The 21,079-nt window shown below is 67.7% G+C and carries 18 protein-coding genes; 14 read left to right on the top strand and 4 right to left on the bottom strand.

Annotation, left to right across the window (positions count from 1 at the left end; all coding sequences use genetic code 11):
* The first annotated feature begins 54 nt into the window (after positions 1-54).
* Complete coding sequence (locus EKE94_RS12325; protein WP_127906942.1) at positions 55-1,212, top strand: four-carbon acid sugar kinase family protein; 1,158 nt, start codon at positions 55-57, stop codon at positions 1,210-1,212.
* A complete protein-coding gene (locus tag EKE94_RS12320; RefSeq protein WP_127906941.1) occupies positions 1,209-1,928 on the top strand; it encodes a FadR/GntR family transcriptional regulator in 720 nt (239 codons plus the stop codon). The genes EKE94_RS12325 and EKE94_RS12320 overlap by 4 nt, the downstream gene beginning before the upstream one ends.
* 51 nt (positions 1,929-1,979) lie before the next feature.
* Here the strand turns inward: EKE94_RS12320 and dapA are convergent, their stop codons facing one another.
* From dapA to EKE94_RS12305, 3 genes are read right to left on the bottom strand one after another with little or no spacing between them, the layout of a single operon-like run.
* On the bottom strand, positions 1,980-2,861 hold the full coding sequence (gene dapA / locus EKE94_RS12315; protein ID WP_127906940.1) for a 4-hydroxy-tetrahydrodipicolinate synthase: 882 nt from the start codon (positions 2,859-2,861) through the stop codon (positions 1,980-1,982).
* Between the two features lie 11 nt (positions 2,862-2,872).
* A complete protein-coding gene (locus EKE94_RS12310) occupies positions 2,873-3,997 on the bottom strand; it encodes an iron-containing alcohol dehydrogenase (protein WP_127906939.1) in 1,125 nt (374 codons plus the stop codon).
* A gap of 40 nt (positions 3,998-4,037) precedes the next feature.
* On the bottom strand, positions 4,038-5,213 hold the full coding sequence (locus EKE94_RS12305) for a sialidase family protein (RefSeq protein WP_127906938.1): 1,176 nt from the start codon (positions 5,211-5,213) through the stop codon (positions 4,038-4,040).
* A 418-nt stretch (positions 5,214-5,631) separates the two neighbouring features.
* On the opposite strand from EKE94_RS12305, the gene EKE94_RS12300 reads away from it, so the two are divergent.
* The 6 genes from EKE94_RS12300 (at position 5,632) to EKE94_RS12275 (ending at position 12,758) form a co-directional block, all read left to right on the top strand.
* A complete protein-coding gene (locus EKE94_RS12300) occupies positions 5,632-7,131 on the top strand; it encodes an ABC transporter substrate-binding protein (protein WP_127906937.1) in 1,500 nt (499 codons plus the stop codon).
* Between the two features lie 71 nt (positions 7,132-7,202).
* On the top strand, positions 7,203-8,117 hold the full coding sequence (locus tag EKE94_RS12295; protein WP_127906936.1) for an ABC transporter permease: 915 nt from the start codon (positions 7,203-7,205) through the stop codon (positions 8,115-8,117).
* 15 nt (positions 8,118-8,132) lie between these two features.
* Positions 8,133-9,056 (top strand): ABC transporter permease, encoded by a 924-nt coding sequence (locus tag EKE94_RS12290; RefSeq protein ID WP_127906935.1) that lies wholly within the window; start codon positions 8,133-8,135, stop codon positions 9,054-9,056.
* Complete coding sequence (locus EKE94_RS12285; protein WP_127906934.1) at positions 9,049-10,668, top strand: ABC transporter ATP-binding protein; 1,620 nt, start codon at positions 9,049-9,051, stop codon at positions 10,666-10,668. The genes EKE94_RS12290 and EKE94_RS12285 overlap by 8 nt, the downstream gene beginning before the upstream one ends.
* Before the next feature lie 55 nt (positions 10,669-10,723).
* The gene (locus EKE94_RS12280; RefSeq protein ID WP_127906933.1) at positions 10,724-11,656 is read left to right on the top strand and encodes an alpha/beta hydrolase; all 933 of its coding nucleotides are present in this window, start codon (positions 10,724-10,726) and stop codon (positions 11,654-11,656) included.
* A 64-nt stretch (positions 11,657-11,720) separates the two neighbouring features.
* Complete coding sequence (locus tag EKE94_RS12275; RefSeq protein ID WP_127906932.1) at positions 11,721-12,758, top strand: DUF475 domain-containing protein; 1,038 nt, start codon at positions 11,721-11,723, stop codon at positions 12,756-12,758.
* 113 nt (positions 12,759-12,871) lie between these two features.
* Here the strand turns inward: EKE94_RS12275 and EKE94_RS12270 are convergent, their stop codons facing one another.
* On the bottom strand, positions 12,872-13,534 hold the full coding sequence (locus tag EKE94_RS12270) for a L,D-transpeptidase (protein ID WP_127906931.1): 663 nt from the start codon (positions 13,532-13,534) through the stop codon (positions 12,872-12,874).
* A gap of 265 nt (positions 13,535-13,799) precedes the next feature.
* Between EKE94_RS12270 and EKE94_RS12265 the strand changes: the two genes are divergently transcribed.
* From EKE94_RS12265 to EKE94_RS12240, 6 genes are all read left to right on the top strand, one after another.
* Positions 13,800-14,693 carry a LysR family transcriptional regulator gene (locus EKE94_RS12265; protein WP_127906930.1) on the top strand — a complete coding sequence of 298 codons (894 nt, stop codon included), beginning with the start codon at positions 13,800-13,802 and terminating at the stop codon, positions 14,691-14,693.
* A gap of 103 nt (positions 14,694-14,796) precedes the next feature.
* Positions 14,797-15,300, top strand: coding sequence for a formate dehydrogenase subunit gamma (locus EKE94_RS12260; RefSeq protein ID WP_127906929.1), 504 nt, complete (start codon positions 14,797-14,799; stop codon positions 15,298-15,300).
* Entirely contained in the window at positions 15,297-16,814 is a 1,518-nt protein-coding gene (locus EKE94_RS12255; protein ID WP_127906928.1) for a formate dehydrogenase beta subunit, read from the top strand. Before EKE94_RS12260 ends, EKE94_RS12255 begins: the two co-directional genes overlap by 4 nt.
* Positions 16,811-19,735 carry a formate dehydrogenase subunit alpha gene (gene fdhF / locus EKE94_RS12250; protein WP_127906927.1) on the top strand — a complete coding sequence of 975 codons (2,925 nt, stop codon included), beginning with the start codon at positions 16,811-16,813 and terminating at the stop codon, positions 19,733-19,735. Before EKE94_RS12255 ends, fdhF begins: the two co-directional genes overlap by 4 nt.
* Positions 19,732-20,562, top strand: coding sequence for a formate dehydrogenase accessory sulfurtransferase FdhD (fdhD, locus tag EKE94_RS12245; RefSeq protein WP_127906926.1), 831 nt, complete (start codon positions 19,732-19,734; stop codon positions 20,560-20,562). The genes fdhF and fdhD overlap by 4 nt, the downstream gene beginning before the upstream one ends.
* Positions 20,552-20,830, top strand: coding sequence for a formate dehydrogenase subunit delta (locus EKE94_RS12240; RefSeq protein ID WP_127906925.1), 279 nt, complete (start codon positions 20,552-20,554; stop codon positions 20,828-20,830). The genes fdhD and EKE94_RS12240 overlap by 11 nt, the downstream gene beginning before the upstream one ends.
* Positions 20,831-21,079: the final 249 nt, after the last annotated feature.

The raw sequence follows: 21,079 nt of genomic DNA, 5'->3' as shown, positions 1-21,079 counted from the left end.
GGCGCGCTCTGGCATGGTTGGGCGAAGAATTTGGGAATAACAGGCAATTCCCGCATGACAGGGAAAGTTTACAACATGGCCGAAAGAATGGCCGACAGCGGGGCTGGTCACATCGAAGACAGCGGCTTCGGTCCGCAGGTCCTGGTGATCGCGGATGATCTGACCGGAACGCTCGATTCCGCCGTGGCCTTCGCCGGGCCGGGGCGGCGCGTCTGCGTCGCGCGGCGGGTCGAGGCCGTGCCGCAGGCCCTGGCAACCGGTGCGGCGGTGATTGCCGTCAACACCGCCAGCCGCGAAATCCCCGAGGCCGAGGCGCTGGCCCGGTTGCAGGGTCTTTTCGCGATGCTGGACCTTGGCGCCGTTCCCCTGGTCTTCAAGAAGGTGGATTCGCGGTTGAAAGGGCACGTGGCGGCCGAAAGCCGGGCCGTCGCGCAGGCGGCGGGGGCCGCGCGCATCCTCGCCCTGCCGGCGATCCCCGACATGGGCCGCGTGCAGCAGGGGGGGCAGATCACCGGGACAGGCGTCGACCGCCCGATCGATATCGCCGACCGCTTCGGCGGCGGGGCCCGTGACGGGATCGAGGTGCCTGAGGCGGGGTCCGACGCCGAGATCGACGCCTGCGTGGCAGGGGCGCCCGGCGGCACGCTTTGGGCCGGGGCGCGGGGGCTGGCCTTTGCGCTGGCGCGCGCGCGGTTCGGCGCGGCGGGGCAGGGGGCGGTCCCGTTTCTGCCCGCGCCCGCGATCTTTGCGTTGGGGTCGCGCGATCCGATCACCGTGGTGCAGGCCGAGGAGCTGGCCGACCATGCCCCCCGGATCTGCGCGCCCGACGGGCTGCTGCAGCCGGGCGGGGCCGGCGCGCCGCTGACTTTGGTGCAGCTGACCGATGGCGGGGCCGGGCGCCCGGCGCGCGAGGCGGGCGCCGATTTTGCCCATGGGGTCGCGGCGCTGGTGCGCGAATCCGGCACGCGGTTCCTTCTGGCCTCGGGCGGAGAGACGGCGGACGCCATCCTCGACCGGCTGGGCATCGACGTGGTCGACGTGATGGCGGAACTCGCCCCCGGGCTTCCGGTTTGCAGCGCGCCTGCAAGCTGGGGTAGTTTTCTGATCGCGACGAAGTCCGGCGGCTTCGGCGCCCCCGACCTGTTGTGCCGCCTGGCCGGATGGGTCGGGCAGGAGGAGAGTGGCGCGCCGGCGGAGCCGAGGAAGACATGACGCAGAACGCCGAACCCAGGGCCCGCCCGCCTTTGGCCGAAAAGGTCTATGACGCGATGCACGCGCGGATCATGCGCGGCGATTACGGCGCCAACGAAAAGCTGCCCGCCGAGAAAGAGCTTTCGGTCCAGTTCGGCGTGTCGCGCCCGGTGCTTCGTGTGGCATTGGAGCGATTGCGCGACGAGGGGCTGATCTATTCGCGGCAGGGCGCGGGCAACTTCGTCCGGGTCAAGCGCGACAACGCGCTGGGATATGCCAAGGTCGAGACGATTGCCGACATCCAACGCTGCTACGAGTTCCGGCTGACGCTCGAGGGGGACGCCGCCGCGCTGGCCGCCAGGCGCCGCAACCAAGGGGTGCTGGACGAGATGAGCCGCGCCCTGGACATGCTGGCCGACGCTACCGGGTCGCGGCTGCACCGCGAGGATGCTGATTTCACCTTTCACGTCGCAATCGCGAAGGGGGCCAACAACTCGTACTACGTCGAGTCGCTGCGTGCCCTGCGCGAACACATCAATGTCGGCATGAAGCTGCACGGCGAGTCGCTGATGTCCGATGGTGCCTGGGCGCTTGAGGAGGTTCTGGCCGAGCATCGCGCGATCTTCGACGCGATCGAGGCGGGGGATGCGGCCGCCGCGTCCGACGTCATGCGCCGCCACATCATGCATTCGCGCAACCGCCTGTTCGGCGGCAGCCTGCTGGACCTGTCGCTTTAGGCAGTTCGACCGGGCTTTGGGGGGCGTGACGCCCCCCTTCGGGATCGTGCCTCAGCCCAGGTCGTAGCGCGCGAGGATGTCGCGGATGGCCTGATCCTGTTTCGGATCGGGCAGAAGGGCGGGCTGGCGGCTGGCGCCGACCGAGGGGTCCATGCACCACAGCGCCCGCTTTACCAGCGCGGGCGGGTAGCCAAGGGCGTAAAGGTCGGTGCGGAACGCGGTGTAGCGCTCTTGCGCGGCGCGCGCGGCCTCCATGTCGCCGGCGTCGAAGGCACGGATGATTTCGGCCAGCGTTTCGGGCATCGCGTTGCCGAGGCCCGAGATGCAGCCAGCGGCACCGTTTTCCAGCGCCCAGAGGACAAGGTGATCGGGGCCGGAATAGACGTCGAAGCCGTCAACCTCGCGCCCGATCTCCATGTAGGCCTCAAGCGTGTCCTGCTTGCCGCCGGAATCCTTGATGCCGTGGATATTGCCATGCGCGGCAAGGCGGCGGGCGGTGTCGGGCTCGATGTGGTTCTGGGTGCGGGCCGGGATGTCGTACAGGTAGACCGGCGTCTGCACCGCGTCGGCGACACGGGCAAAATGCCGCTCCAGCCCGTCCTGCGTGGCGGCGATGAAGTAGGGCGTGATGACGGCGATGCCGTTCACGCCGATGCGGTCGAACTCCTGCGCCAGCTTGACCGTCTCGTAGGTTGCGGGAGTGCCTGCATTGGCGAAGACCGGCACGGCGCCCGCGGCTTCGTCCACCGCGGCCTCGACCAGCGCGACACGCTCGTCGAAGGTCAGCGCGGTAAAGTCGCCGTTGGTGCCGGCGGCCATGATGGCGTTGCCGGCCGCGACCTGGCGGCGGACCTGCGCGCGGGTGGCGGCCAGGTCGAGCGTCTCATCCTCGGCAAAGCAGGTGACGAGGGCGGTAAAGGCGGTTGAGGGCATGTGGGGCGTCCTTAGTAGGCGGCGTCGTAGATGCGGGCCACGTCCTCGACCGACATGTCGCGCGGGTTGTTGTCCATCAGGCGGCGAATGGCATGGGCCTCGGCCGCCCAGTCGGGCAGGGCGGCGCGGTCGGCGCCGTGTTTCTCCAGCCGCATCTCGACGCCGAGATCCCGGCAGAAGCCGTGCGCGCTGTGCAGCAGGGTCTCTTCGGTGGCGGCGTCGGCCAGTCCCAGCGCGGCGGCGATCTCGGCGGTCTTCTCGGGGGCCACGCTCTGGTTATAAGCCAGCACGTGGGGGAAGATGATGGCGTTGGCCAGCCCGTGCGGCAGCGACAGCCGCGTGCCCAGCGGATAGGACAGCGCATGGCCCGCCGCGGTGTTCACGGGGCCGAGGCAGAGCCCGCCGTAGTAGGAGGCCAGCATCATGCCGGCCCGCGCCTCGGTGTCCGTCCCGTCCTCGACCGCGCGGCGCAGGTACTTGCCCACCAGGTTGAAGCCCATGCGCGCGTAGCCGTCGATCAGGTCATGGGCGCGGATGTTGGTGAAGGCCTCGACGCAATGCGCCATGGCGTCGATCCCCGTCGCCGCGGTGACGGCGGGGGGCACGGAATAGGTAAGTTCCGGGTCGAGGATCGCGATATCGGCCAGCAGGTGCGGGCTTTCGGTGGCGATCTTCGACTTCGTCTCGGGGTCGGTGATCAGCGCGCGGATGCCCGCCTCGGACCCCGTTCCGGCGGTGGTCGCGACCTGCGCCAGCCGCGACGTGCGGCCCGCCACCTTGTTGGGGCCCGCGACGCTGCGCAGATCGGTCTCGGCATCCCAGAGCGCGGCCAGAAGCTTGGCCACATCCAGCACCGACCCGCCGCCCAGACCGACGACAAGGTCGGGCTTGTGGGCGCGGGCGGCGGCCAGCGCGGCCTCGAAGGCGGGCAGGTCGGGTTCGGGCGGGATGTCGTCCAGCACCTTGATGTCGCCCGACAGGCCCAGCCGGTCGACATACTGTGCCGTCGGGCCGCTGGCCACGATCAGCGGCCGCTGCGCGCCCTCGGCCCAGGCGCCCAGGCGCTCCGCCGCGCCGGCGCCGATCTCCAGCCGTTTAGGCTGGTGCAGGGTGATCGGGGTGTCCATTCCGCTCATGTTCGGTCCTCCCATCCGGCGATTGCGACCGCCGAGTATTTCATGTGTTCACGCCGATCCGCGCCACGGTGTCGGCCGAGAGGCGGACATGCTTGATGGCGCGGCGGTGGTAGGTGAAGGCGATGTCGATCCCGCCATCCGCACGGGGCAGAAGCGCAGGATAGGACAGTTCCTGATTGCGGCCGTCGAGCGAATCGTTCGACAGGCAGGTGCCGGGGCCATCCTCGACGATCAGGCGGTGCGGAAAGGTCCGGCCGCCATCATCGCTGATCGCAAGCGTCAGGGGCGCGCGTTCGACGCCCCAGACCGGCTGGCAGCCCCCCTGCGCGTCGGGGCGGTCGTCGGTTTCGCCAAGCTCGTCGTAGAGCGAGGCGCGCCGCGCCGTCGAGGTCGCGGCCGAGATCGGGTTGCAGACCATGGCGACGCGCCCGTCGGGCAGGGCCGCGGCGCAGATCGAAGAATTGTTGTTGGGGATGTCGGTGGGGGCGGGGGCGGACCAAGTCCGTCCGCCATCGTCGCTGTGCGAGCGATGGACCGCATCGGCCTGACGGCGCCGGTAGAGCGCCGCCAACCGGTTATCGCCCAGCGGAACCGGCGTCATGTGCACGGACCCGAGCGAGCCCGGTACGGGCTCCACGGTCCAGCTGGCGCCCTCGTCCCGGCTGACGCCCATCGCGGCGGTGTCATGCGCGCCGGTCCAGCGTTCGCCGGGGCGCGGGTTGCACAGGAACAGCGGCAGCATCCATGCGCCGTCATCGCGCAGGGTCAGCGGGCCACGGATGAAGGTGCCGGGCGGCAACCCGGTTTCGCGCGGATCGCGGGCGGCAAGGCGGTCGCCGTCGCGCACCAGTTCACGCTGCCAGACGCGGGATTCGTCCTGGTTACCCGCGGGCTGCGCGGTGTTGAAAAGCCATGTCCGCCCGTCGGGCGCCACGAAGATCACCGGGTTCTGCTCGGACCGGTCGTCAAGATGCGACAGCCGTGCGGCGGGGCCCCAGGCGGTGGCGCCTTCGTCCAGAAGGCAGGCATGGATCGCGATGTCGGACTTGCCTTCGAGCGATCCGCCGAACCATGCGCAGGCCAGCGTCCCGTCGGCCAGCCGCGCCAGGAAGGCCGCGTGGTTCTGGACCATGGGCGAGGGCAGGAACGCCGCGGCGCCGCCGTCGCGGTCGGCCAGGCGCCCGTCCATGCGCTGCGCGATCTCTTCGGGTGTCATGCGTGGTCTCCTCCCTGCTATGGGCTGAACACTGTCCCTTTATCGGTAAACTTGTCAAGTCGAGCGAGGGTGCGCGGTGCGGGTCGCCTCCATATTGAGAATTATAACCTTAGGAAAGAGGGGGTTATACACGCGCCTAACGTTTCTCAGAAGGTATTTGACATGTCTTATCAAGTTGACCAATATCCGATCAGTTGACGGAGGAGGCCGATGCCGACCGGATTTCAGGCACAGGTTGTAAAGGCCGCGACCCGCTGCGCCGCGGCGGGTGGGGTCGCCGGCGTGACGGCCCGGCTTCTCCGGAGTTTTTGGGATTGCGGGGCCGCGGTCGTGACCGCCGGGCGCTGCGATGCGCGTCGCGGGCGTTGACCCGGGGCGGTGACGAAAGACCAACGATAAGGTTTTTAGGGAGGATACCATGAAACCGAGATACGCACTGGCGGGGCTGCTGCTCGCCACCACAACGGCCGGCGCCGCGCTGGCGCAGGACAGCGAAGTGACCATCGTGCTGGGTGAAGAGCTCGACCTGGTCGAGCCCTGCATGTCCACGCGGTCGAATATCGGCCGGGTCATCCTGCAGAACATCTCCGAGACGCTGACGGAACTGGACGTGCGCGGCGACGGGGGCGTGCAGCCGCGTCTTGCCGAAAGCTGGGAAGAGACCGAGGACGGCACCTGGCGGTTCCACCTGCGCGAGGGCGTGACCTTCTCCGACGGGTCGAGCTTTGACGCAGAGGACGTGAAGCATTCGTTCGAGCGGACGCAGAGCGACCAGAACACCTGCGAGATCTCGCGCTACTACGAAGGCATCGACATGCAGTTCGAGGTGGTCGACGACCTGACCCTCGACATCACCGCGGACCCGGCGCAGCCGATCATGCCGCTTCTGATGACGCTGCTGACCATCGTGCCCTCCGAGACGCCGATGGAATTCGTGCGCGAACCCGTGGGCACCGGCCCCTATGTGCTCAGTGCCTGGAACCCCGGCCAGGACATCCGGCTGGAGCTGCGCGACGACTACTGGGGCGAGACGCCCGAGGTGACCGCCGCGACCTACGTCTTCCGCTCGGACGAAGCGGTGCGGGCGGCGATGGTCGAAACCGGCGAGGCCGACATCGCGCCCTCGATCTCGGTCATCGAGGCGGATGACGAGGCGCTCGACCACGCCTACCCGAACTCGGAAACCACCTACCTGCGGCTCGATCATTCGGTCGCGCCCATGGATGACGCGCGGGTGCGCGAGGCGCTGAACCTCGCCATCGACCGCGAGGCGTTCCTGGGCACCATCCTGCCCGAAGGCGCCGAGATCGCGACCGCCATCGTGCCGCCGACGACCATCGGCTGGAACCCGGATATCGAGCCCTGGGCCTTCGATCCCGAGCGGGCGACCGAGCTTCTGGAAGAGGCCGAGGCCGACGGCGTGCCGGTCGACACCCAGATCCGCCTGATCGGCCGCACCGGCAACTTCCCCGGCGCAACCGAGGTGTACGAGGCGATTGCCGCGATGCTGACCGACGTGGGCTTCAACATCGACCTGCAGATGGTCGAGGTGGCCGAGCACGAGCAGTACTACTCGAAGCCCTTCGTCACCGACGGTCCGGTCATCGTCGGCGCGCAGCACGACAACTCGCGCGGGGATCCGGTGTTCTCGATGTTCTTCAAGTACGACAGCGAAGGCCGTCAGTCGGGGATCTCGGACGAGAAGGTGGACGACCTGATCGACCGCGCCACGGCTGCCTCGGGCGACGAACGCACCGCGCTGTGGTCGGAGCTTTTCGCCTACCTGCATGACGAGGTCATCGCCGACGGGCTGCTGTTCCACATGGTGGGCTTCGCCCGGGTCGCGGAAGACATCGATTTTACCCCGACCATCGCCACCAACAGCCAGCTTCAGCTTGCCGAAATCGGCCTGAACTGACCTAAGCAGACCACGACAGGGGCCGCGCGGTGCAATCCGCGCGGCCCCGCCACCCCGGGAGGAGGACCGCCATGCAACGAATGATCGGCAAACGCGCGATTTCTAGCCTGATCTCGCTATTCGGCCTGATCGTGCTGGTCTTTTTCCTGTCGCGCCTGACGGGGGATCCCTCGGCGCTGTTCCTGCCCGTCGATGCGTCCGAGGAGATGCGGCAGAACTTCCGTGAACTTCATGGCCTGAACGACCCGGTGCTGGTCCAGTTCGGCCACTACCTGGGTGACCTGGTGCGCGGCGATTTCGGCGACAGCCTTCGCAAGGCGCGGCCGGCGCTCGACGTCGTGCTCGAAGCCTTCGTCTGGACGCTGCAGCTCGCTGTCATCACCATGACGCTGGTCACCGTCGCGGCGATCGTCGTCGGCTCGGTCGCGGCCTTCAAGGTGGGCACCAAGTTCGACCGCGTCGCGTCGCTTTTGTCGTTGATCGGCGCGTCGGCCCCCGATTTCTGGATCGCCATCGTCGCGATCGTCCTCTTTTCGGTCAATCTGGGATGGGTGCCGACCTCGGGAACCGGGTCGGTGTGGCACTGGATCCTGCCCATCGCCGTGCTGTTCATCCGTCCCTTCGGCCTGATCCTGCAGGTCGTGCGCGGTTCGATGCTGACGGCGCTGGGCTCGCCCTACGTCAAGACCGCCCGCGCAAAGGGTGTGAAAAACCGCCCCATCATCTTCGTTCACACGCTGCGCAACGCGATGCTGCCGGTCATCACCGTGATCGGCGACCAGGCCGCGGCCCTGCTGAACGGCGCCGTGGTGGTCGAGACGATCTTCGGCTTTCCCGGCGTCGGCAAGCTGATGATCGATTCCATCCTGCAGCGCGACTTCAACGTGATCCTCGCCGCGATCATGGTCACGGCGCTGGCCATCTTCCTCATGAACCTGCTGATCGATCTGGCCTATGCCCTGCTCGATCCGCGGATCCGCACCTGAAGGAGGCGCGCGCCCATGTCCGCCACCACTGCCGAAACTACGCCGGCCAAACCGACCCCGCCCGCCAAGAGGGGTTATCTGGGGATGCTCTGGGCCGACAAGTTCGCCACCTTCGCGGCGATCTTCCTGATCATCGTCGTGTTCTGCGCGCTGTTCGGTCCGCTGCTGCTGGGCGACGCCGCGAGCGGCCAGAACCTGCGGGCGCGCAATGCCGCCCCCTTCACGCTGGAGCGCGGGTTCCTCTACATCCTGGGCGGCGACGCGCTGGGGCGGCCGCTGTTGCCGCGCATCGTCGTCGCGGCGCAGAACACGATCATGGTGGCCGCGGGCGCGGTCGCCGCGTCGTTCCTGATCGGCGCGACGCTGGGGCTGATCGCAGGCTATTCGCGCAAGATCCTGAGCGAGGTCATCATGCGCCTTGCCGACGTCATCATGTCCTTCCCGTCGCTGCTGCTGGCGGTGATCGTGCTCTACATCCTCGAACCCTCGGTCGGGAACCTGATCATCGTTCTGGCGATCACCCGGATCCCGATCTACCTGCGGACCACCCGCGCCGAGGTGCTGGAGGTCCGGGAACGGATGTTCGTGCAGGCCGCGCAGGTGATGGGCGCCTCGACCTTCCGGATCGTGTTCCGCCATATCCTGCCGGTTATCCTGCCCACGCTCGTCACCATCGCCACGCTCGACTTCGCCTTCGTGATGCTGGCCGAGTCGGCGCTGTCCTTCCTCGGCATCGGCATCCAGCCGCCCGAGATCACCTGGGGCCTGATGGTCAGCCAGGGCCGGCAGTACCTGACCAGCGCATGGTGGCTCGCGTTCTGGCCGGGCCTCGTGATCATTCTGACGACGATGTCTCTCAACTTGCTCAGCTCGTGGATGCGCGTCGCGCTTGATCCCACGCAGCGCTGGCGCCTGGAAATCGGAGGCAAGAATGCCTGACCATCTGCTCGAGGTACGCAACCTCTCGGTCCGCTTCCACACGGCGCAGGGGGTCGTGAACGCGGTCAACGACGTGTCGTGGCATGTCGACCGGGGCGAGACGCTGGCGATCCTGGGCGAGTCCGGGTCGGGCAAGTCGGTGTCGTCCTCGGCGATCATGAACCTGATCGATTGCCCCCCGGGCGAAATCCACTCGGGCGAGATCTGGTTCGACGGCAAGGACCTCCTGACATTGTCCGAGGAAGAGCGGCGCGCGCTGAACGGCAAGCGCATCGCGATGATCTTTCAGGATCCGCTGAGCCACCTGAACCCGGTCTACACCGTCGGCTGGCAGATCGCCGAGACGGTCACCGCGCATGGGCGGCCGGGCCAGATGGCGCGGGACCGCGCGCTTGAACTGGTGCGGCGCGTCGGGATCCCGAACCCGGAGGCGGCGCTGAAGAAATACCCCCACCAGTTCTCTGGCGGGCAGCGGCAGCGCCTGATGATCGCGATGGCCCTGGCGTTGAAGCCCGACATCCTGATCGCCGACGAACCCACCACCGCGCTCGACGTCACGGTGCAGGCCGAGGTCCTGACCCTGCTCGAAGAGCTGCAGGCCGAGACCGGAATGGGGCTGGTTCTGATCACCCACGACCTCGGCGTTGTGGCCGAATCCGCAGACCGCGTCGTGGTGATGGAGGGCGGCAAGATCGTCGAGACCGGCACGCCGCACGAGATCTACCATGCCGCCAAACACCCCTATACCCGCAAGCTGATCGCCGCGGCGCCGGGGCAGGGCGAGATGCGCGTGCCGGACGAGACGGCCGAGCCGATCCTGTCCTGCCGCAACATGAAGAAAAGCTATGGCGCCTTCGACGCGCTGAAGGGCGCGAGCTTTGATCTGATGGCGGCCGAGACGCTGGCCGTCGTGGGCGAATCCGGGTCGGGCAAGTCGACGCTCGCCCGCCTGATCCTGCGGCTGGAAGAGGCCAGCGGAGGCGAGGCGCTGTGGAAGGGCCAGGACCTGCTGCAGATGTCGCCGCGCGAGATGGGCAAGGTCCGCCGGCAGATCCAGATGGTGTTCCAGGATCCGACCCAGTCGCTCAACCCGCGGATGTCGGTGCATGACATCATCTCCGAGGCATGGGTGATCCACCGCGACGTTCTGGAGAAACGGCGCTGGCGCGACCGCGTCGTCGAACTGCTTGAACAAGTCGGGCTGGAGGCGAGCCACGCCGGGCGTTATCCGCACCAGTTCTCGGGCGGGCAGCGGCAGCGGATCGCCATCGCCCGCGCGCTGGCTCTGGAACCCGATCTGATCATCTGCGACGAGGCCGTCAGCGCGCTCGACGTCTCCATCCAGGCGCAGGTGATCGAGCTTCTGGGGCGGCTGCGGGACGAGCTTGGCATCGCCTTCATGTTCATCGCCCACGACCTTCCGGTGGTGCGCGACTTCGCCGACCGGGTGCTGGTGATGAAATCGGGCGACATCGTCGAACAGGGCCCGGTGCGCCGCATCTTCGAGGACCCGCGCGAAGGGTATACCCAGCGTCTGCTGGCCGCCGGGCTCGACCCCGACCCCGAGGTGCAGCGCCAGCGCCGCGAGGCCCGGCTGAAGCTGACGGCCTGAGGCGGCGGACCGGCAGGGCGACCGGGGTCCGAGCTTAGTGGAGGAGGAGACGACCATGAGACGTGACAGCGGCTTTGGGCCGATCCGGGGCGCATTGGCGGCCTTGGCGCTTGGCATCGCCGGCCCGGTTGGGGCCGAGATCGTGGATATCACGCCCGATCGCGCCGATCGCCTGCCTGTCGATCTGTTGACCGGCATCCAGTTCGCCCAGAACGATCACGGGTTCAAGCGCGATGCGCTCTACCTCGACCTGCTGCGACCGGTGACCGATGTGGCCACGCCCGTGGTGGTCTTCGTCCTCGGCAGCGGCTGGCAACCGATCGAACGCGAGCGCGTGCTGCCCCAGCTGACCCGGCTGGCCGAGGCCGGGTTCGCCGTTGCCACGGTCGATTACCGCGGCATTGGCGAGGCGCAGTTCCCCGTCCCGCAAGAGGACGTGAAGCGCGCGATCCGGTTCCTGCGCGCCAATGCCGACAGCTTCAACATAGATCCCGACGCGATGGCGCTCATGGGCAACTCGGCCGGTGGGCACATCGCGCTTCTGGCCGGGCTGTCGGACGAGGATGCCTTCGGTCCCGGCACAGGCACGGGCCCCGAGGACAGCAGCGCCGCCGTGCAGGCCATCGCGGCGATCTATCCCGCCATCTACGTCGATGAGATGGCGCCCGAGGGGCTCGGCCTCGTGAACCAGCATTTCGGCTTGATGGCGGGGGACCCCGCGAATGCGGACGCCGTGGCGCCGGGCCTGCCCGAAACCCACATCGATGCCGGCGATCCGCCGGTCTTTCTGGTTCACGGCACCGCCGATCCCATCGTACCCGTTGACCAGAGCGTCCGCCTGCATGATGCACTGGCCGGCGCGGGCGTTGATGCGACGCTGCTTCGGGTCGAGGGGCTGGGCCATTCGATCGAGGACACGATGACCACCCGGCAGGTCGAGGAGGGGCTCGTGTCCTTCTTCGAACGTACGCTGCGGCCCGGCGGCTGAGGCTCGAGAGAAACACATTGGGCAGGGGCTGCACCGCCCCGCCCTGCAATCTGCCGGAGATTTCATGTCCACCGCGCTACACTACTTCAAATGGGCCTTCCTGGTCACCGCCCTGGGCCTTGCCGGAGCCTTCTGGCTGGGGTTCAGGTACGAGGGGACGGTGTCGGGCGCCCTGGCGTTCCTGCTGGTGGGGTCGGTGCTGGCGGTGCTTGAGATCTCGCTCAGCTTCGACAACGCCATCGTCAACGCCAACAAGCTGAAGACGATGGACCCGGTCTGGCAGCGGCGGTTCCTGACGTGGGGCATCGTGATCGCGGTCTTCGGGATGCGCATCGTCTTTCCGCTGGCCGTCGTCGCCATCGCTGCATGGATCGGCCCGTGGGAGGCGCTGCGCCTCGCCGCGACCGACCCGCAGCGCTATGCCGAGATCATGCATGACAGCCACCTGTCGATCTCGGCCTTCGGCGGGACCTTCCTGATGCTCGTCGCGCTGAGCTTTTTCATAGACGAGGACAAGGACATCGACTGGATCGGGCGGGTCGAGGACCGGCTGCGCCGGCTTTCCGCCATCCAGGGCTTGGCCTACGGGCTGGTCCTGCTGATCGTGCTGATCTTCGGCAGCCTCTTGCCCGAGGCGCGGCAGGCCGAGTTCTTCGGGGCCGCGATCCTGGGCGCCGTGGTGTTCATGGCGGTCGAGGCGCTCAGCCATTTCCTGGATGCGGAAACCGACGTCACCGGTGCCGCCGCGCGGGGTGGGTTCGGCGCGTTCCTCTATCTCGAAGTGCTCGACGCCAGCTTTTCCTTCGACGGGGTCATCGGGGCCTTCGCGCTGACGCAGAACCTGTTCCTGATCGCCATCGGCCTGGGGATCGGGGCGATGTACGTGCGGTCGATGACGATCATGCTGGTGGAAAAGCAGACGCTCAGCCAGTTCCGGTTCCTGGAGCACGGCGCCTTCTACTCGATCCTCGCGCTCAGCATCATCATGTTCGCGCAAAGCATGCTGCACGTGCCCGAGGTCGTCACCGGTCTGATCGGCGCGGCGATCATCGGCGTCTCCTTCGTGTCGTCGATCCGGTTCAACCACCGCAGCGCGGGCTGAAACCGGGCGGCCGCCGCCCCCGTCATTATCCGCGCGGCGCAAGTCGGACAGCAAAAAGGGGCGCCCCGTCGGGGCGCCCCTTTCTTCGTTCAGGTGACTGCGGCCTGGCGAGCTTAGCTGACGCCGGCCGGGATCATCTTGGGATAAAGCACCACCGTCGCATTCATCGGAACCTTGGTATAAAGCAGCTTGATCTGCTCGTTCGTCAGGCCTGCACAGCCGTTCGATACGGCGCGGCCGATGGACCACTCGTCCGCCGTTCCGTGGATCCGCAGGTAGGTGTCGCCGCGTCCCTCCTGGAAGAGGTAGAGCGCGCGGGCACCCAGCGGGTTGTTCGGCCCGCCTTCCATGCCCTCTTCGGCGTATTTCCCGTAATGCTCGGGCTCACGCTCGATCATGTCGGGCGTGGGTTTCCACGATGGCCATTCCTTTTTGGCGCCGACGTAGTAGCGGCCGGGCTCGTACAGGCCCTTGCGGCCGACGCGGATGCCGTAGCGCCAGGCCTGCCGGTTGGGCAGGGTCCAGAACAGCTGGAAGTGGTCGGGGAAGACGTGGACCTGTCCGGCCGGAAGGTTGGCGCGCATGGTCACCAGGGCTGGGCGCAGGCGGGCCGGCAGATCGGGGTCGACCGCGGCTTCGGCGGCATCGGGGGCAAGCGGCGCGGCCCCGGCGGCGGCTCCGGCCTCGGTCGCGGCGGCCTGCGCGAGCGCGCTGCCGGTCCAGAGGCTGGCGCCGAAGGCGGCAAGGCCCGAGGCCATCATGTCTCTGCGGTTCATCGTCATGGTGTTTCGGTCTCCAGATGACAGTCTTTTCCAGCCGGTGCGGCGCCGGTGACGACGCGGACGCTGCGGCAGTGCTATCGCCTCAATCGAAGGGCTTTGCCCCAGGTTCCCCGACATGGGCGGTGATGTGGCTTCTGTGCCATGTCCGATACGCCACTGCCAGTATCTACGCAGCAAAAGGGGGCAACGGTTTCGTTCAGGCCACGCCCGTGGGTAACTTTGTCGCGAGGCGGGGCCGCAAACGGGGGCGCGGGCGCAGATGATCGACAAGCTTGAGATGTTCATCGCCGTCGCGACCGAAGGGCATTTCGGCCGGGCGGCGCAGACGCTGGGCATCAGCCAGCCGACCCTGTCGTCGGGGATCAAGCAGCTTGAGGACCAGCTTGGGGTCAAGCTGATCTTTCGCGGCTCGCGCTACGGCGGCCTGACGCCCGAGGGCGAGCGGGCGCTGGTGCGCGCCCGCGGCATAGTCGGCGAAACCCGCCGCCTGCGCGACGAGATGCGCGCGACGCGCGGCGGCGTGTCCGGGCGGCTGCGTGTGGCGGTGGTGCCCACTGCGCTGACCTGGGCGGCCGACCTGCTCAGCCGGTTCGGCGCGCGCCACCCCGGGGTGCGCTTCACCATCCTGTCGCGCAACTCGTCCGAAGTGCTGCGGATGCTCGAGAACCTCGAGGTCGACGCCGGCCTGTCCTATCTCGACAACGAACCGCTCGGGCGGCACGCGACGCAGGAGCTCTACCGCGAAAGCTACATGCTGGTCTGCGCGGCGGGGTCCGAGCTGGCCAGCCGCAGCCACGTGGGGTGGGAGGCGTTCCGCGGTCAGAAGCTGGCGCTGCTCACTCCCGACATGCAGAACCGCCGCATTCTTGACCGCAACCTGGCCGAAGCGGGGGTCGAAGCCGAGGTCTGGATCGAGTCGAGCTCGATCATCGTGCTGGCGGCCAAGGCCGGGGCCAGCGACTGCATGACGATCCTGCCCCGTGACATCGCCACCTTTCTCGCCGCCGGCCGCCCGCTGGCCACCGTGCCGATCGAGGGCGGGCGGGCCGGGCATGCCATGGGTATCGTCGCCCCGCGGGCCGAGCCGCAGACGCCGATGATCCGCGAATTGCTGGCCGAGGGCCGGAGGATGCACGACGAGGCGTCTGGCTGAATCAGCGCGCATGATCGGGAAATCCGATCAATCGACGGGAATCGATTATTGATTCCCGCATGCAAATGCGGTGATGCTCCCCACGACCCAAGGGAGGACAGCCATGTCAGCCAGTGCCGCCACGTCGGGCGCCAGCATTGTGGCCACGGAACAGGACCTGCACGAGATCGGCGAGATCGTCGCCCGTCACGCGCAGCTTGAAGGTCCGCTTTTGCCGATGCTTCACGCACTTCAGGATATGTTCGGCCATGTTCCGCAGGCCGCGATCCCGGTGATCGCCGACGCGCTGAACCTGACGCGTGCCGAGGTGCATGGCGTGATGTCCTTCTACCACGACTTCCGCAAGGCGAAGGCCGGGCGCCACACGGTCAAGATCTGCCGGGCCGAGGCCTGCCAGGCCCGCGGCGCCAATACCCTTGCGGCAACGGCGCTGGCCAAGCTGGGGGTCGAGTGGCACGGCACGACCACCGACGGCGCGATCACGGTCGAGCCTGTCTATTGCCTGGGCCTGTGCGCCAACGGCCCCAACGCGATGGTCGACGGACGGGTCGTGGCCGGGCTGGACGAGACGCGTCTGGACGCGCTTCTCGCGGAGGCGCGGACATGAAGATCTACCTGTCCCGCGATGCCGTGGCCAAGGCCCTGGGCGCCGAGGATGTCGCAGTTGCGATCCGCGACGAGGCAGAGGCGCGCGGCATCACGGTCGAGCTGATCCGCGTCGGCAGCCGCGGCATGACCTGGTTGGAACCTCTGGTCGAAATCGATGCGGGGCAGGGGCGGTTGGCCTACGGACCCGTGCGGGCCGCGGATGTGCCGGCCCTTCTGGGTGGCGAGATCGACACGCTGGGACGGGTCGAGGATATTCCGTTCTTCGCCCGCCAGACCCGGCTGACCTTTGCCCGGTGCGGCGTGATCGATCCGCTCGACCTTGACGCCTACGAGGCGACCGGCGGGCTGAAGGGCCTGCGCCGGGCGCTGGCCATGTCGGGCGAGGCGATTGTCGACGAGCTTAAACTGTCGGGCCTGCGCGGTCGCGGCGGCGCGGGGTTCCCTACGGGGATCAAGTGGGACACGGTGCGGCTGGCCAGGGCCGATCAGAAATACATCGTCTGCAACGCGGACGAAGGCGACTCGGGCACCTTTGCCGACCGCATGATCATGGAAGGCGATCCCTTCTCGCTGATCGAGGGGATGGCCATCGCCGGGATCGCGACCGGCGCCACCCGGGGCTATGTCTACCTGCGGTCCGAATACCCCGACGCGATCGAGGTGATGCAGGAGGCCGTGCGCATCGGCCGGGCCCGCGGGCTTCTGGGGGCCGACGTCCTGGGGTCCGGGCGAAGCTACGACATGGAGATCCGCGTTGGCGCAGGCGCCTATGTCTGCGGCGAGGAGACCTCGCTTCTCAACAGCCTGGAAGGCAAGCGTGGCGTGGTCCGGGCCAAGCCGCCGCTGCCCGCGCTGCACGGGTTTCTGGGCAAGCCCACGGTCGTCAACAACGTGATCTCGCTGGCCACGGTGCCGGTGATCTTCGAACGCGGGGCCGAGCATTTCGCCAATTTCGGGTTGGGCCGGTCGAAGGGCACGATCCCGGTGCAGATCGCCGGCAACGTCCGCTTCGGCGGACTGTTCGAGACGGCGTTCGGCCTGCCGCTGGGCGAGTTGGTGGACGATGTCGCCGGGGGCACCGCCAGCGGGCGCCCGGTCAAGGCGGTTCAGGTCGGCGGGCCCCTGGGGGCCTATTTCCCGCGCGAGAAGTTCGACACGCCCTTCGGCTACGAGGAATTCGACGGGCAGGGCGGGCTGATCGGCCATGCCGGCATCACCGTTTTCGACGACACCGCCGACATGCTGGGCATGGCCCGCTTCGCGATGGAATTCTGCGCCGTTGAAAGCTGCGGCAAGTGCACGCCCTGCCGTCTGGGGGCGACACGCGGGGTCGAGACGATCGACCGCATCGCCGCCGGGGACCCGGCGGCCGCGGCGCTTCTGACCGATTTGTGCGAGACGATGACCGACGGATCGCTCTGTGCGCTGGGGGGTTTCACGCCCTACCCGGTGATGAGCGCGCTCACCCACTTCCCCGACGACTTTGCGCGTCAGAAGGAGGCCGCCGAATGAAGGACTTCATCATCCCCTGGGACGATCGCGACATGGGCACCCCCGCCAAGGAGGGCAAGCCCGTCTCGCTGACCATCGACGGTTTCGAGGTGACGGTCCCCGAAGGCACCTCGGTCATGCGGGCCGCTGCCGAGGCGGGGCTGGATATCCCGAAGCTCTGCGCCAGCGACAACCTCGAGGCCTGGGGGTCGTGCCGGCTTTGCGTGGTCGAGATCGAGGGCCGGCGCGGCACGCCCGCCTCCTGCACCACGCCGGTGCACCCGGGCATGGTGGTGCACACCCAGTCGCAGAAGGTGAAGAAGATCCGCCGCGGGGTGATGGAGCTGTACATCTCCGACCACCCGCTGGACTGCCTGACCTGCGCGGCCAACGGCGATTGCGAGCTGCAGGACCAGGCGGGCGCGGTGGGCCTGCGCGACGTGCGCTACACCCCGGGGCGCAACCACTACGACCGGTCTGGCGCGGGCACGCTGGCGCAGGGAGACGCGCGGGCGCGGGCGCCGCAGATGGATCTGGGTAACCCCGATTACATCCCCGCCGACGATTCGAACCCCTATTTCACCTACGACCCGTCGAAATGCATCCTGTGCAATCGGTGTGTCCGCGCCTGTGACGAAGTTCAGGGCACCTTTGCCCTGACGATCGAGGGGCGCGGTTTCGATGCCCGCGTCAGCGCCGGGATGTCGACCGACGATTTCCTGTCCTCCGACTGCGTCAGCTGCGGCGCCTGCGTGCAGGCCTGTCCGACCGCGACGTTGCAGGAGAAGTCGGTGATCGAGATGGGCACGCCCGAACGCTCGGTCGTGACCACCTGCGCCTATTGCGGCGTCGGCTGTTCGTTCAAGGCCGAGCTTCAGGGCGACCAGCTGGTGCGCATGGTGCCCTACAAGCACGGCAAGGCGAACCGCGGCCATTCCTGCGTGAAGGGCCGCTTTGCCTATGGCTATGCCGAGCATTCCGACCGCATCCTGAGCCCGATGATCCGCGACCGCATCGACGAGCCCTGGCGCGAGGTCGGTTGGGACGAGGCGCTGAGCTTTGCCGCGACCAAGATGCGCGGGCTGCAGGAGGACTATGGCCGCCGGTCCATCGGCGTCATCACCTCGAGCCGCTGCACCAACGAAGAGACGTTCCTGGTGCAGAAGCTGGCGCGCGGCGTCTTCGGCAACAACAACACCGACACCTGCGCGCGGGTGTGCCATTCGCCCACCGGTTATGGCCTGGGCCAGACCTACGGCACCTCGGCCGGCACGCAGGATTTCGACAGCGTCGAACACTCGGACGTGGTCATGGTGATCGGCGCCAACCCGACCGACGGCCACCCGGTCTTTGCCTCGCGCCTCAAAAAGCGGCTGCGGCAGGGGGCAAAACTGATCGTCGTCGATCCGCGCCGCATCGACCTTGTCCGGTCGGCGCATATCGAGGCGTCGCACCACCTGGCCCTGCGCCCCGGCACCAACGTCGCCGTCGTCACCGCGATGGCACATGTCATCGTGAACGAGGGCCTGACCGATGACGCCTTCATCGCCGAACGCTGCGACGACGCAAGCTTTGCCGACTACATGGAGTTCGTGCGCGATCCGCGCCACGCGCCCGAGGCGGTGGAAAGCCTGACCGGCGTGCCCGCGGCGGATTTGCGGCAGGCGGCCCGGCTTTATGCCAAGGGCGGCAACGGGGCGATCTACTATGGCCTCGGGGTGACCGAGCACAGCCAGGGCTCGACCACCGTCATCGGCATCGCCAACCTCGCCATGCTGACGGGCAATATCGGTCGCGCGGGCGTGGGCGTGAACCCGTTGCGCGGGCAGAACAACGTTCAGGGGTCGTGCGACATGGGCTCCTTCCCGCACGAGCTGCCGGGCTATCGCCATGTCAAAAGCCCCGAGACGCGTGGCATCTTCGAACGCCTCTGGGGGGTCGAGATCGACCACGAGCCGGGTCTGCGCATTCCCAACATGCTGGATGCCGCGGTCGAAGGCACGTTCAAGGGGCTCTATTGCCAAGGAGAGGACATCCTGCAGTCCGACCCCGACACCAAGCACGTCGCGGCGGGCCTCGCCGCGATGGAATGCGTGATCGTCCACGACCTGTTCCTGAACGAAACTTCGAACTACGCGCATGTCTTTCTGCCGGGCTCGACCTTCTTGGAAAAGGACGGGACCTTCACCAACGCCGAACGCCGCATCAACCGCGTGCGCAAGGTGATGGCGCCCAAGGCCCGCTATGCCGACTGGGAGGTGACGCAGCTTCTGGCGCAGGCGATGGGGGCCGACTGGAACTATACCCATCCCAGCCAGATCATGGACGAGATCGCGGCGACCACGCCCAGCTTCTCTGGCGTGTCCTACGAAAAGCTCGAAGAAATGGGGTCGGTCCAGTGGCCCTGCAACGACGCATCGCCCGACGGCATGCCGATGATGCATGTCGACGGCTTCGTGCGCGGCAAGGGGCGGTTCATCGTCACCGAATACGTGGCGACCGACGAACGCACCGGCCCGCGTTTCCCGTTGCTGCTGACAACGGGACGCATCCTGTCGCAGTACAACGTGGGGGCGCAGACCCGGCGCACGGGCAACATCGCGTGGCATGCCGAGGATCTGCTCGAGATCCATCCGCATGATGCCGAGAACCGGGGCGTCAACGACGGCGACTTCGTGCGGCTGGCGAGCCGGTCCGGTGAGACCACCCTGCGGGCCAAGATCACCGATCGCGTCAGTCCCGGTGTGGTCTACACCACGTTCCACCATCCCGACACGCAGGCCAACGTGATTACCACGGATTACTCCGACTGGGCCACGAACTGCCCCGAGTACAAGGTGACGGCGGTTCAGGTCAGCCCCTCGAACGGCCCGTCGGACTGGCAGGAGGACTACGCCAGCCAGGCCCGCCAGGCGCGTCGGATACTTCCGGCCGCGGAGTGAGCCCGAGGGTCCCGGGCAGCGCAGGGCCGGTTCCGGCCCGCGCCGTCACCCCAGACGGCGCCGTCCGGCAGGTCTGCCGCGCGCTGCCAGAAGAGACCCCTGTCGCCGTCGTCTGCAACGGCACCACGCAGGCCGTGATGATGGCCACGCCCGACCATATCCCGGACTTTGCGCACGGCTTTGCCCTGAGCGAAGGGTTCATCCGCGATCTGAACGACATCGAGGAGTTCGAGGTCGTTACACACGACGCCGGGCTGGAAGCGCGGTTCTGGCTGGTGGCGGAGCGTGAGCAGGCGCTGGCCGCCCGCCGTCGGACCATGGCCGGGCCAGTGGGTTGCGGTCTTTGCGGGATCGACAGCCTCGACCAGGCGGCGCGCAGCCTTCCCGCGATCACAGCGCCGGGCGCGGCCTTCTCCGCGAGCGAGATCTCGGAGGCGACGGATGCCTTGCGGGGCCAGCAGCCTTTGCACGATGCCACCCGGGCCGTGCATGCGGCGGGGCTGCTTCTGCCGGGGCGGGGGATCATCCTCGCGCGCGAAGATGTCGGCCGACACAACGCGCTCGACAAACTTCTGGGCGCCATGCTGCGGGACGGGATCAACCCCGGCGCGGGCGCCGTCGTGATGACAAGCCGCGTGTCGCTGGAACTCGTGCAGAAATGCGCGGTCGCGGGGGTGCCCATACTGGTGGCTGTCTCGGCGCCGACCGCTGCGGCACTTCGTGCAGCCGAAGCTGCAGGCCTGACCGTCGCGGCGAATGCCCGTGGCGGCGGCTTCGATCTCTATTCCCATCCCCATCGCCTGAGCGGAGAGCCCGATGACGCCTGAAAAGACGGTCCACATGGCCAACCAGATCGCCACCTTCTTCAAGACGCAGCCAAGCATGGACAGCGCCGAACGCCTGGCGGCCCATATCAACGACTTCTGGGAGCCGCGTATGCGGCGCAAGCTGTTCGATCACGTGGCTGACGGGGGCGAGGGGCTGGAGCTCTTGGTGATGGAGGCCATGCGCCGCGATCTGGTCACGCCCCCCGATGCTCCGGTGGACCGCCCCCATAGCGACCACACGACGACTCGCGGCGGCGCCCCGGAATAAATTTCGCCCGGAATCGCGACTCGCCGACTCGATTTTGCCGCTCGGAAGGGCAGCGAGTCGGCCCCGATCCCTAGAATGCCCCTGAATCGTGCGCGCCGAGGCTCGGGTCACCCAGGGGCAACTTTTCCAGAGGCCAAAAGCTTGATCCCCGGCGGGGCGGCCTATCTACCTTTAAAACAAGGACTGTGGCGGTGGCTCGTGACGGGGCCGGCGAAGTTTTTCCCGGTTTCTGCAAAAAACCACTTGCGG

This window comes from Mesobaculum littorinae (genome assembly GCF_004011175.1).
Taxonomy (GTDB): domain Bacteria; phylum Pseudomonadota; class Alphaproteobacteria; order Rhodobacterales; family Rhodobacteraceae; genus Tranquillimonas; species Tranquillimonas littorinae.
The sequence above is the reverse complement of the archived record's forward strand: the minus strand, read 5'-3'. Positions and strand labels throughout refer to the sequence as shown.